Here is a 13,336-nt window from a genome sequence, read left to right on the forward strand (position 1 = left end):
TATATTTTCAACTATCGACTGTGCAATTAAAATTCGGTCGAATGGGTCACGGTGATGTAAAGGTAGTGCCGCAACAACAGCAACGTGGCTAATTTTGATATCGAGTAACCTAAAATTGTTGAGGTTGAGTTGCTGTGTGATAAATATCTCAAATGGCTGATTAAAACTAAGCTTTCCTAAATTCTGCTTAATAGCTATTTCCCATAAACTAGCTATACTTAGCAAAATTTCATTATTCTCATCATTAATTAAGTCAAGTACTTGATTACTAAGTCTTGAGTTGTCAGTCACATACCAAATAAAAGTATGTGTATCCAACAGTAACATTATTCCATATATTCCTTAAAATCTTCCAGTGGTTCATCAAAGTCATCAGATATTGTAATTAAACCTTTTGCACTTCCAGGTTGACGGCGACGTTGAAATGGTGACACAGGAGTTAACCTTACCAAAGGTTGATTATCTTTGATAATAATGATTTCCTCGCCACTGAGCGCTGCTTCAATTAAGTCAGGTAATTTTTGAGATGCTTCAGCGAGAGTAATTTGCTGCATAAATACTACCTTTAGCTTTGTGTTTGCTAAGTTTTTATATTAGCACTGAGACTTTCTTGCTAACTGCTGCACAAAATCTGTATGTTCTTTGCTATTCAATCTTTGTTGTAACACAGCTAAAACTTTCTAACGGCGGAATTTGGACTAATTTATCGAAGTTTTGTTCTACCGATGCTGTCATTGGCAGATTCCTCATGCGTTATCAATACTACTTTTAAACAGCAAAAAGAAAGTGCTGCCATTATCTCATAATAGCTAGCACTAATGTAAAGTTTTTCTTGGGAATAGCGATGTTTACGACGGGCTACGCCTACGCTTTTCCTTGCGTCCTTGAACTTACCCGTCTAGCTCAAACTAATACCAAAGAGAGCAGAAAGCACCAAATTAAGATCCCTGGGAACGGTATATATATTGATATCTTTGTAAACTATTTTTTCTTGGCGCTGAAAAATACCAAACTTCCAAGTATCCCCTGTTGTCACAGTACCATAGAGCATTGGAACTGTTGAATCAGTCCATTGATCCAAAGCAATCAATTCTACTGCAAGCTGAGTAAAACCCCTGGCTAAATCGGCATTTTTAGCTTCAATTACTAATAAACTTTGAGGAGTTGGAATGAAATAGTCAAAACTGCCTTTGAGCCAATTGCTTACCCTGACAGGATACTCAATTTTAAGTGGTGCTTGAATGTACTTGCAAACCGTCTTGAGAATCGGAAAGATCAGTGCTTCGCGTCGAGCCATTTCGGAAGCAGGGTCTACTAAGGTGAGATTTTCTTGCAGTTCTGTTCTCAGTGGTTCTGGATCAATTGGTAACTGCTGTGGAAGTTGAAGTTCCATGTTGTTGAGGGTAACACCAAATTCGGCTAGGATATCGGCGCTATCGTAGGCTAATTCGGCATACTTGCTAAAAGTATAGCTCTCAGATGGGTCGAGAATCCTGGCTCTGCTCATGAGTTAGGCGATCGCATCAAGAAGCGAAAAATGGTCTTAATTAAGTTATTACCATATCAACTGCTCAATTAGAATGAAATACTAGGTGTTTTTTTATCGATTTGAATTTTGTTTTTTAGTTGGCTGAGAGGCACTACTGTTAGCTGTGATACATACTGAGTTCTATGCCCGCGCAGATCACGAAAGTGTTCCGTGATATATCCGTAAAGCCTGCCTCGGTAAAAAGTAGGTTTGAGAGTGTTATCGTTTCTCTGATATATCAAGGTGGAAGAAGCAAAATCTTGGGCGATCATAGAATCGTACACTTGTCGAATCAGATTAATTCCGGCGGAATTCTTCGGATCGAAATTGATAGACGTATCACTAGATCGATAATCGACGAGTTCTTGGCTCACCAAGCCATTAGGTGTCCAAACTGAAAAACTTAACTGGTTACCAAGGCACTTAGATGTAGAGGAAAAATCGGGTTCTGCCGTTTGTAATTTGATGCTAGGCATGAATCCAGCAATCAACTGATGATCATGTGACCATAGTATTACTTTCTCAGCATCTTGCCCTGGTAAAGCTACTGCTGGGAAATTAATACAAGCACTAAAGGCGCAGATTAAGCCTACTAAAATACTAAACTGAAACTTAGACACGTTGCTGTAAATCAGTTGAATAGGGGTCATTATTGGCTTGTACCTGTAAATTTCAATGCTGTAACTTGCTTACAATTAACAATATATAAAATTCAGTAAAATATTGATAAAGCATTGTGTCAATACTTGAATCTAACTATTAAATAGTGAGTAGTAGATAGTTTATCAGTTTTATTTAAAAGTAATCTGAAGCGTTGTTGTATATAAACTTATTCTTTAATACGTTAGTATTAACTCTCATCATTTTGAGTATGACAATTCTCAGATTGGACTAGTTAGCGCGAATTACTTGAGAAAGCTTTATATCACTTATAAAACAATACGGTTCAGTTAAGGAAAATTGTAGGTTGGGTTTCGCAAAGCCTCAACCCAACAAACCTGCCTAAATGTTGGGTTTCGTTCCTCAACCCAACCTACGCAGCTTAAGGTTTTTTGCGCTAACTGAACCGTATTGACTTATCAAATGACACCAAAAAGAAAGTGCTGCCATCATCTTATAATAGCTAGCACTAATGTAAAGTTTTTCTTGAGAATAGCGATCGCCTGTGCGATTAAAAGTCGTTGAATGGGTAAAAGTAATTGTTCAGGTGGTGATTAGAGATTCTGTAGTGCTGCCTTTCTCCTCAGTTTTTGGCTGCAAACTTAAGCGATCCAAAATCTCTAAAACTTCTTGTTCAAAAGCAACTTGGGCGCGATTAGTTTTACCACCAATATATAAGCGATCGCTTGTTTGCAATGCCCAAATTTGCGAGTGGGAAAAGTAACTCATCACCACACCCAGCATTAGTAAGCCAAACCCTGAGTAAACAATTGGTATGCCTGGATCAGCTTTAATTTGTAAACCAGTGCTGCCAACTACATCTATAATTTTGAGTTGCACGCCATTGACTTGGGTAGACATACCAGTGCGGACAGTATCAAGTAGTTTGCCCTTGACATCGTAAATTAATACCATCCCTTGCAAGTCTTTGGCTAGCAGAGAGACACCCTCACTCAAATCCGGTTTTGTCGGCACCCAAGTTCCCCACATAGCACCTTGGCCGTTGGTATTCAATTTTGCCATCGGTAACTGAATAGTTGGGCTGTTGTTAAATTGGACACGAACGGCTGCAATTCCCCAATCGGCTTGGTAGAAAGTTACGCCTTGATAGCGTAGTGGCTGGTTAACAAAAATCTTCCCGTGGTCAACTTCTTTTCCCTGATTATTCAAGACAGATAAATCTGAATAAAATTGGTTAATGCCGCCAGATGAAGTGTAGTCAATCCAAAAACGATTGACGCGCACAGACCAATCTTTAGAAACTTTAGCTGCTAAAGGTCCAGCATCTACAATATTTTTTACCTGAAATGTATCGCCACTGGCAACCATTTCTTGGGCAAGAAAACCAGTCATTGCCCCCCAAATTCCCCCTAGCAGAATAGCTATGATGCCAATATGAACAATAATTGGCCCAATGCGTCCAACTATTCCCTTACGGGCATAAAGAAGATTTGGTTTTTCTGGATCTTGAAAAATTTTATAGCGGCGGTTCTGCAATATTGGGTTTAGGGAATTTAGGGAACCAGTATCTAGTTCTGCACTCAAAGCTAATTTTTGAAATTGTCGGGGTTCTTCGTAATATTTCCAGCGCTGGGCTGTTTTTAAGGCTGGCAGCTGGCGGGTAAAAGAACAAGCCGTTATGCTGGTGCCAAATAAGATAAGTAATGCCAAAAACCACCAGGTACGATATACGTGGTCTAACCCAACTACCTGAATTACCTTCCAAGTTAAGAAACCAAACAAAGCTGGATGTTCTGGGTAGTTAGCCTGGTAAAATCCTGGTGACTTACCTTGCTCAATTACAGTACCGGTGGAACTAAAAATCGCAATCAATAGCAGTAGTGCGATCGCTAGTCGTAAATTGGTCAGTACAGGTAAAAGTTCCTGCCGGATAAACTGCTCAGGTAATTGCCACCACCTTAATTCTTTGGACGCTGAATTTTCTATAGTCATTATTCACATCCGTTAATCGGTGTACTATTATTTAAAAACTGCCAAGGGGAATCCGAGAAATTAATGAAAATACCCCAAATCCTACCAACAGCGCCCCGCTAACTGGGTTAATCCAACCAGACCAACGACGCAACTCCAGTAACTTTTTAATTGAAGCAGTAAAAGTACCTGCCAAAATTAATGGGGCTACGTAACCTGCTGTGTAAGAAAGTAGTAAAACAGCGCCTAAAATTAAGTCTTGTGTATTAGCAATCCAACCTAGTAAACTGGCTAAAACAGGTGTGCTACAAGGAGATGCCACTACGCCGAAAGTCAGTCCTAGCAAATAGGAACGCAATCCTGGTGGTAAATCTGGCGAAATCCAATTTGTTTCGCCCAAAGATGGAAATTGCAGAGGTAGTGCTTCTAGTAAATTTAGCCCCATGAGAATGGCAATAATGCTGACGATAATCGGCAAACCAATTCCCACTTGACCGTAGACTTTTCCCACCACAGCTGCTACTATACCAAGCCCTGCTAGTGTAGTTGCCAATCCCAAAGCAAACCAAGTTGATTGGGCAGCTGCTTGTAGGCGGCTTTTGGTTTCATAACCACCGATATAACCAATGGTAATTGGTAGCATTGAAAGCATACAGGGTGTAAGACTAGTAAGCAAGCCCGCTGCAAAGATGATACCAATACTCACCACGCTAATGTGCGTCAGTTGGTTAGAAACAAGGGCGTTGGCAAATTGTTCTAGTTCGTAAAGTCGGGTTTGCAGGGTTTCAAACATGGGGTGTTTCTAAGCGGCAAATGCTTACTCTGATTTAATTTTAGCTTACTTTGGGTTTAGAAGTCAGCAGAACTAATTAGCCGAACCTGATATCATCTAAATTTAACCTACCCAAGAAAATGTATATAAAATACAATTAATCTCTCATTCTCCCTGAAGAAGCAGGGCTATTAGGAGTATTTAGCATGATGATTGCATTACCCGGATTTAAAATTGTCACTTTGTTAAAAGCAGGGGTAAAAGCAGTCATCTACCGTGGAATTAGGGTCAAAGATCAGTGCCCAGTAATTATCAAAGGGCTACGTACAGAACAGTGTACACCCAAGAATATTGAGCAACTCAAACATGAATATGCGATCGCTCAAAGGTTAAACATCGCAGCCGTTGTCAAAGCCTACGCCTTAGAGATGCACCAGGGAATCCCTTATTTAATTTTAGAGGATTTTAAAGGGCGATCGCTCGACCAGTTGCGAGAACAATTTCAACAGCCTATCTCGTTTCTAAAGATTGCTATTCAAATCACCAGTAGACTCGCACAAATCCACACTCATCACATTGTTCACAAGGATATTAAGCCACAAAATATCTTAATTAACCTCGAAACCGATGAGGTGAAAATTGCCGATTTTAGAATTGCGGCCTTCATCCCATACCAACAGCAAAGGGTTAGCAGTTCCAGTCGCATAGAAGGCAGTTTACCTTATCTGTCACCAGAGCAAACTGGGCGGATGAATCAAGGAATTGACCATCGCAGCGATTTGTATTCGTTGGGAGTCACCTTCTATGAGATGCTGACAGGTCAGCTACCGTTTCAAGGCAAAGACCCTTTAGAGTGGGTGCATTGTCATATTGCCAAATCTCCCCTATCTCCAACAAAGTTAAACTCTAATATTCCTCAAATCCTTTCTGACATCATTTGTAAATTGCTGTCAAAGGTTGCAGAACAGAGATATCAAAGTGCTTTAGGTTTGCAATTTGATTTAGAACGGTGTTTAAAGCAATTAGAAACAACCGACCAAATTCAGTCTTTTGTTTTAGGTGAGCAAGATATCTCAGAACGCTTTCAAATCCCCCAGAAATTGTATGGGCGAGAACAAGAGATTACCAAGCTTTTACAGGCATTTGAGCGAGTTCTTAGCCAAGGTAAACCAGAACTCGTATTAGTTTCTGGCTATGCTGGGGTTGGTAAATCTTCTCTAGTGAAAGAGATTCACAAGCCCATTGTTAGAGAACGCGGATTTTTTATCTGTGGTAAGTTTGATCAGTACAAACGCGATATTCCTTATTCCACCATTGTTCAAGCTTTTCAAACACTCGTTCGACAAATTTTAACTGAGCCTAAAGAGCAACTTGCTACTTGGAAGAAGCGAATACAAGCGGCATTAGGAAACAATGGTAGACTAATCGCAGATGTAATTCCCGAAGTTGAATTAATCGTTGGCGAACAGCTTCCTATACCAGAGTTGGGGCCTGCCGAATCTCAAAACCGATTCAATTTAGTGTTTCAGAACTTTATCAACGTCTTTGCTCAAAAAGAACATCCACTCACTGTTTTTTTAGATGATATGCAGTGGGCAGACAGCGCTACTTTGAATTTAATTCAAACTATCATTACTGGCTCGAATATCCAATATCTCTGCTTCATTTTGGCGTATCGAGATAACGAAGTAGATGTTGTGCATCTCTTTAATTTGATGATCGAGAAGGTTCGCCAGCATGGAGCAAGAACAACGGAAATTCTGCTTACACCATTGAATATTGCTTATGTAAATCAGTTGATTGCTGATACCTTACATACTTCAGCAGAACAAGCAGCACCTCTTGCTCAATTGATTAGCCAAAAAACTGATGGTAATCCTTTTTTTGTCAATGAGTTTCTGAAAACATTACATCAAGAAAATCTGCTGAATTTTAATCGCCAATATTGTGTCTGGGAATGGGATCTAGCTCAGATTGAAGCTCAGGGTATTACAGATAATATTGTTAATCTGATGATTGGGCGGATGCAAAAACTGCCAAGAGCAACTCAACAGGTGCTTAAATTAGCCTCTTGCATTGGTAATCGTTTTGATTTAGAAGTTTTAGCGATCGCTAGTGAACAATCTATTCAGGAAACTGCAAACGCACTTGTCGAAGCCATTTTAAGAGGATTAATTATCTGTATTGAATCAGATGAAAGTGCTAAAAAAAACTATCGTTTTTACCATGACCGAATTCAACAAGCTGCATACTCCTTAATTGCCGATGAGTCGAAGCCAACAGTTCATCTGAAGATTGGGCGAATTTTGCTCAAAAATGCTAGTCCTGAACAAGTGAATGAGCAAATTTTTGATTTAGTCAATCAACTTAATCTCGCTAGAGATTTGATTATTGAATATAAAGAAAAAGATGAATTAATGCAATTGAATTTAATCGCTGGTAAGAAAGCAAAAGCTTCTACAGCTTACACCCCTGCGAAAAAGTTTTTTAGCATTGCTATGAGTCTTTTGGCTGCAAATGCCTGGACTGAACAATATGAACAAACATTTACTCTATTTAGAGAACTTGCTGAATGTGAATTCTTAACAGGAAATTTAGAACAAGCGGAAGAGTTATTTGAGAATTTATTGCTCAAAGTAGAATCTCATATCGAAAAAGCCAACATTTATATGCTGCAAATCAGACTTTATGAAGTTGCAGGTAGGTATGAAGAGGCGCTGACATTGGGATTAGAAACTTTAAAACTTTTTGGGGTGACATTCCCTGATCTAAATGGGCAAGTAGAAGATGCGGCGCTGATCGCAATTGAAAAAAACCAGGTATTAGCAAATCGAGGTAATAGACAAGTCTCTGATTTAATTGATGCTCCGATCATTCAAGACCTAAATATTAAAACACTGATTAGTCTGTTGACGACTCTAGGCCCCCCTACTTATCTCAGCAGACCCCATATCTTTCCGTTAGTTGTACTCAAAGCAGTCAACTACTCACTAAAGTTTGGTAATACGGAAGATTCCTGTTTCGCTTACAGTATGTATGCCATGTTGTTAGTTTCCATCTTTCATGATATTCCTACAGGCTACGCATTTTCTGAGATGACAATTCAATTGAATGAAAAGTTTAATGATTTGAAACTTAAAGGAACTGTTCTGCACATTCATGGAAGTCATGTCAACGTTTGGCGTAACCATATTGCCACTGATATTCCCTTTTTAGAGCGGGGATTTATTGGCTGTGTGGAAGCAGGTGATGTAACAATGGCAAACTACAACGGCTATCAAAGCTCCTGGCAAATTATCCAGTTAGGCTCTCCACTTTCAGATACATCCAAATCTCTGGAAAAATACATCATCTTTGCCAGCCAGTCTAAACATGAGGCTGTCTATCAGACAATCAAATTACAGCAGATGCTACTAATGAATCTGCGGGGACTCACTCACCATAACCTAACTCTAAGTAATGATGGATTTGATGAAGCACTGGCTCTGTCTATTATTACAGATTCAGGTTTTGTTAGTGGAATTATTTTTTATCACATTATTAAATTGATTATCTTTTTTACATATCGACAGTATGCAGAAGCCCTGAATTGTGCCTTGGAATTGTCCAGTTTTCCAGTTAGTATATTGGCATTACCGATTGAGACAGATTATGTTTTATATTACTCACTAACCCTTGCGGCTCTTTATCCAACAGTATCTTCTCAAGAGCAAAAACAATTTTTGCAAACCCTAGAATTGCATCAGCATCAATTGCAATACTGGGCTAACAACTGCCCTGCTAATTTCTTACACAAGTCTCAATTAGTAGCTGCTGAAATAGCTCGGATTGAAGGCCGGGAATTAGAAGCAATGCGCCTATATGAGCAATCAATTGCTTCAGCGCGTGAGCAGGGATTTGTGCAATATGAAGCTTTAGCTAATGAGCTAGCCGCTAAGTTTTACTTGGAGCAGAAGTTTGAATTAATTGCCAAAACTTACTTACAAGAAGCTAAAAATGCCTATCTGCGCTGGGAGGCATCTGCCAAAATCAAGCAGCTAGAAGAGTGCTATCCTCAGCTATTACCACAACAACAGCTTGTCTCTAACGAAACGTTTTTTAGTACGGGTGAACACCTAGATTTTCTATCAGTCGTTAAAGCGTCTCAAACCATATCTAGTGAAATTGTTTTTTCTCGGTTATTGAAGACATTAATGCAGATTGTAATCGAGCAAACTGGAGCAGAAATCGGTTATTTATTACTTGCTCACCAGGAAAATCTAGTAATCGAAGTAGAAGCTAAAGTTAATCCTCAATCAGAAAATCTCAATGTTTCTCGACTTGTATTAGAGACTGAAATTTCACAAGTTATTCCGCAATTAATGCTGAATTATGTTCAGCGAACTCAAGAAACAGTGATTTTGCATAATGCCAGTGAGCAAAATCTGTTTTCGGAAGACGAGTATATAATCCAAAAGCAACCGAAATCTGTACTTTGTTTGCCGATCGCTCGTCAGTCAAAATTACTTGGTATTTTATACTTAGAAAACAATTTTATCCCCAGTGCTTTTACACATGATAAACTTTCTGTACTGGAAATTTTGACAGTTCAAATTGCGATCTCTCTAGAAAATGCCCGTCTTTATCAAGGTTTAGAAGACAGCAAAGAACAACTTAACCTAGCCTTGAAATCTGGTAAAATTGTGGTTTGGAGTTGGGATATTGCTAATGATCAGTTTTACTGGGATGAGCAGGTTTATCAACTATTTGGGTTGACACCTGAAACCTTTATTGCCACCTCCGAAGCAATTTTAGTTCGTCTGCATCCAGATGATCAGGGATTGTTGGTTCAATCGTTGAGTCGAGCAATTAACGATCGCGTCGAGCATAATCTAGAATATCGAATTATTCGGGATGACGGCAGTATCCGTTATTTAGCTTGCCGGGGAAAAGCCTTTTTCAATCAAGAAGGTAAAGCCACACACATGAGTGGTGTTGTGCTTGATACTACAGATCGCAAACAATCTGAAGCCGAACGTATCCAATTAATCCAAGAGCAAACCGCCCGACAGGAAGCAGAAGCCGATCAGCAACGAGCAGCATTTTTGGCTCAAGTCAGTGCAACACTCGCCTCTTCCCTCGATTATGAAAGCACCCTAACAAGCGTGGCAAACCTGGTTGTGCCTTACTTTGCCGATTGGTGTGCCGTTGATCTCCTGCAAGACAATCAATCAATTAATCGGGTAGCAGTTGCCCACCGTGATCCAGAGAAAGTTAAACTTGCCTGGGAACTTGATCAACGTTATCCCAAAAAGTTAGATGCGTCTGAAGGTGTGCCGAAAGTACTGCGTACAGGAATTGCTGAAATGGTAGCTGAAATTTCAGATGCAGCCCTAGCAGCAGCCATCCAAGATCCAGAATATCTGCGGATTCTGCGTAAACTTGGTTTAAAGTCCTGTATCATCTTGCCCTTGGCGGCACGCGGACGAATTTTCGGTGCAATTTCCTTTGTGACTGCTGAATCAGAACGTCGTTACAGCACAACTGATTTGTCACTGGCGGAAGATATTGCTCATCGAGCAGCGATCGCCATTGATAATGCTCGCCTTTACCAGGAAGCGCAGCAAGCCCAAAAAATAGCAGAGCGAGCGCTGGAGCGGATTGCTCGTCTCCAATCGATCACGGCTGCTCTTTCAGAATTGCTGACACCAGCCCAAGTATCTGAAGTCATTGTCGAGCAGAGCATAGCTGCTTTGAGAGCCAGTTCTGCCCTCGTCGCTTTGGTGAATGAAAGTAAAACTGAATTGGAAATTGTCAGAGCGGTTGGCTATAAGCAAGATTTAATAAATACTTGGCGTAATTTTCCCATAGATTCACCCTCTCCCTTAGCAGAAGCCGTGCGAACTGGACAACCTATTTGGGCTCAAGCAACAAAAAATCGAGTAGCTCGTTACCCTCATCTGGCTGAAGTTTACGCCCAATATGACTTTGAAACCTGGATTTCTATTCCATTGATCATAGAAGGTGGGGCAGTTTGTGGTATAACTTTAGGATTTGCCGAACCTCAACTACTTAGTGGAGAAGATCAAGCGTTTATCTTAGCTCTTGCTCAACAATGCGCCCAAGCGATCGCTCGTGCTTACCTCTACGAAGCCGAACGAACGGCACGAAACGCTGCTGAATCAGCAAACCGGGTCAAAGATGAATTTCTAGCCGTCCTCTCCCATGAATTGAGAACACCCCTTAACCCGATTCTGGGTTGGGCAAAACTGATGCGGAGTCGCAAACTTGACCAAGCAACAAGCGATCGCGCCCTAGAAACCATTGAACGCAATGCCAAGTTACAAACTCAATTGATTGAAGATTTGCTCGATGTCTCCCGTATCCTTCAGGGTAAACTTAACCTTAACTTCAACCGGATTAATTTAGTATCGGTCATTGAAGCTGCGATCGAAACAGTACGTTTATCAGCAGAAGCCAAGTCCATCCCAATTTTGATAATTATTGAATCTGGTGTAGGGCAAGTTTTAGGTGATGCCAATCGATTGCAACAAGTCTTTTGGAATATTCTTTCCAATGCGATTAAGTTTACTTCCACTGGGGGAGAAGTAAAGATTAAATTAGAGCAAGTTGGCTCACAGCTACAAATCTGCGTAACTGACACAGGCAAAGGGATTGCACCTGAGTTTTTACCTTATGTCTTTGATTATTTCCGTCAAGCAGATAGTGCCACAACTCGAAAATTTGGCGGTTTAGGTTTAGGATTAGCGATCGTCCGCCATCTTGTAGAGCTGCACGGGGGGACTGTTCAGGCAGAAAGTCTAGGTGAAAATCAAGGAGCAACTTTCACCGTCAGACTACCATGTTTACAGAATGAAACCAAAGGAATCAAGGATGCAACAGATAACTCCTCACTTGTGAGAGATCAATCTTTACCCTTATCTGGTTTAGAGATTCTGGTAGTAGATGATGATGCAGATATGCGAGAGTTTTTGCCCTTTATGCTAGAGCAGTATGGTGCAACGGTAATAGTTGTAGCCTCAGCCGTTAAAGCTTTAACTGCGCTGAGTCAATCCCAGCCAAATTTGATGATCAGCGACATCGGTATGCCAGAAATGGATGGTTATATGCTGATGCGACAGGTGAGGAGTCTGAAGCCAGAGCAAGGAGGGACAATTCCAGCGATCGCCTTAACTGCTTATGCTGGTGAGATAGATCATCAGCAAGCGATCGCTGTGGGATTTCAACTGCATATTTCCAAGCCTGTAGATCCAGAGGAATTGGTGAAAGCGATCGCGTCATTAAGCCAATGGCAAAAATCTGAATAATATCTAGCGGAGAAAGCTTGATTATGCTTTGTTTTGGGAGATTGATTCTGGTGGTGTCGTTGGATATGTCACATTTTGATTGGGAGGCAGATAATGAGTGAAGCTGGTTTATATTGGTACAACAACGGATAAGTTCTGATATACCTTCGATATCTATCTAAGAAACATTCTGTATACTATGAAGTATGAACTATGTTATTCAAGGTGATGTTTTTTTATTTGCAATAGAACTTGCACCTGAAAAGCCACAGGTTTACAATTTCCATGTTGGCAGTAATAGCAGGGGCAGAAGGTTGGGAAGATATTGAGGAATATGGACTCATTGATAAAGACAGGACTTCACTTATCTTGAATTTCTCTAACTATCTGTATATTGTAAAAACGGAATTAAAGTTTGTTCTGTATACAAAAATGAAAAGTTATGAATGGTCATGGGCAACAGTCCATGTGAATAACGTTGTAAAAGATGTAATCGATTTTCTTGGAGGCAGCAAGTTAATTGTTGAGGACAAATCAATTATAGAGATGTCTATTGATTATTTGGTTTCAAAGCTAACAGATTATTTCCAAAAACAAGGCAAGCTTTACTCTACGACATCACGCACTTGTAACAAATATGGAGAACCACAATTTTATAAGAGTAAAGACCAAAGAGTTTATGTGTTAATTTATATTTATAATTTTTTACAAGATTTCTATGATACTAGAGATGAATACGACAAAGATGTTTGGAATATTAACAAGATAACCCCAAAGCACAATGGAAGGGAAGGTAACTTAGACTTTACAGAATTAAAAGGACATTGGCTTTTTAAACCTGTTCGGTCTTACATAAAATACCAACTAGCTATTCATACTGGAAGTACTGCTTACAATAAACTACGTTATCTTCGTATCTTTGGCAAATTTTTACTAGAAAGACACCCAAAAATAATAGCATCAAATTTAGATAGAGAGCTAATATTAGACTATATTAACTATGTTAAAAACTCCCTAAATCTATACTTTTGCAGAAATTGACCCAGAAATTAAATTCCTGAGCTAAGTATCAAAAAGTTGCAACTGGTGGTCTAGGCGGCTAAACGAAGAATTTGATCTAGCTCACGTGAGCGTGGCGTCAAGTCCCCTTCAGGAGCG

General features: G+C 39.9%; 8 protein-coding genes. 2 read left to right on the plus strand and 6 right to left on the minus strand.

Going from position 1 to position 13,336, the window contains the following annotated elements; translation table 11 throughout:
- The 6 genes from ACEW80_RS21125 to ACEW80_RS21150 form a co-directional block, all read right to left on the minus strand.
- Positions 1-327 (minus strand): type II toxin-antitoxin system VapC family toxin (locus ACEW80_RS21125; protein WP_373528472.1); only part of this gene is annotated, 327 nt, incomplete at its 3' end.
- On the minus strand, positions 327-554 hold the full coding sequence (locus tag ACEW80_RS21130; protein ID WP_373528473.1) for a type II toxin-antitoxin system Phd/YefM family antitoxin: 228 nt from the start codon (positions 552-554) through the stop codon (positions 327-329). The genes ACEW80_RS21130 and ACEW80_RS21125, both read right to left, overlap by 1 nt.
- Positions 555-898: 344 nt before the next feature.
- Complete coding sequence (locus tag ACEW80_RS21135; RefSeq protein WP_373528474.1) at positions 899-1,507, minus strand: hypothetical protein; 609 nt, start codon at positions 1,505-1,507, stop codon at positions 899-901.
- A gap of 68 nt (positions 1,508-1,575) precedes the next feature.
- Positions 1,576-2,178, minus strand: coding sequence for a hypothetical protein (locus ACEW80_RS21140; protein ID WP_373528475.1), 603 nt, complete (start codon positions 2,176-2,178; stop codon positions 1,576-1,578).
- Positions 2,179-2,731: 553 nt separating this feature from the next.
- A complete protein-coding gene (locus ACEW80_RS21145) occupies positions 2,732-4,141 on the minus strand; it encodes a cytochrome c biogenesis protein (protein WP_373528476.1) in 1,410 nt (469 codons plus the stop codon).
- Positions 4,142-4,172: 31 nt separating this feature from the next.
- Entirely contained in the window at positions 4,173-4,913 is a 741-nt protein-coding gene (locus tag ACEW80_RS21150; RefSeq protein ID WP_373528477.1) for a cytochrome c biogenesis protein CcdA, read from the minus strand.
- Positions 4,914-5,098: 185 nt separating this feature from the next.
- On the opposite strand from ACEW80_RS21150, the gene ACEW80_RS21155 reads away from it, so the two are divergent.
- Together ACEW80_RS21155 and ACEW80_RS21160 are read left to right on the plus strand one after the other, a co-directional pair.
- Positions 5,099-12,199, plus strand: coding sequence for an AAA family ATPase (locus ACEW80_RS21155; protein ID WP_373528478.1), 7,101 nt, complete (start codon positions 5,099-5,101; stop codon positions 12,197-12,199).
- A 264-nt stretch (positions 12,200-12,463) separates the two neighbouring features.
- Positions 12,464-13,219: a hypothetical protein gene (locus ACEW80_RS21160; RefSeq protein ID WP_373528479.1), complete on the plus strand. Its 756-nt coding sequence runs from the start codon at positions 12,464-12,466 to the stop codon at positions 13,217-13,219.
- Positions 13,220-13,336 lie beyond the last annotated feature (117 nt).

The sequence above is a fragment of the Nostoc sp. genome, from assembly GCF_041747015.1.
Lineage (GTDB): Bacteria > Cyanobacteriota > Cyanobacteriia > Cyanobacteriales > Nostocaceae > Nostoc.

What these genes read in the sequence shown, in the direction of transcription:
- ACEW80_RS21130 (WP_373528473.1), bottom strand. Translation starts at nt 554, where the DNA reads ATGCAGCAAATTACTCTCGCTGAAGCATCTCAAAAATTACCTGACTTA.
- ACEW80_RS21135 (WP_373528474.1), bottom strand. Translation starts at nt 1,507, where the DNA reads ATGAGCAGAGCCAGGATTCTCGACCCATCTGAGAGCTATACTTTTAGC.
- ACEW80_RS21140 (WP_373528475.1), bottom strand. Translation starts at nt 2,178, where the DNA reads ATGACCCCTATTCAACTGATTTACAGCAACGTGTCTAAGTTTCAGTTT.
- ACEW80_RS21145 (WP_373528476.1), bottom strand. Translation starts at nt 4,141, where the DNA reads ATGACTATAGAAAATTCAGCGTCCAAAGAATTAAGGTGGTGGCAATTA.
- ACEW80_RS21150 (WP_373528477.1), bottom strand. Translation starts at nt 4,913, where the DNA reads ATGTTTGAAACCCTGCAAACCCGACTTTACGAACTAGAACAATTTGCC.
- ACEW80_RS21155 (WP_373528478.1), top strand. Translation starts at nt 5,099, where the DNA reads ATGATGATTGCATTACCCGGATTTAAAATTGTCACTTTGTTAAAAGCA.
- ACEW80_RS21160 (WP_373528479.1), top strand. Translation starts at nt 12,464, where the DNA reads ATGTTGGCAGTAATAGCAGGGGCAGAAGGTTGGGAAGATATTGAGGAA.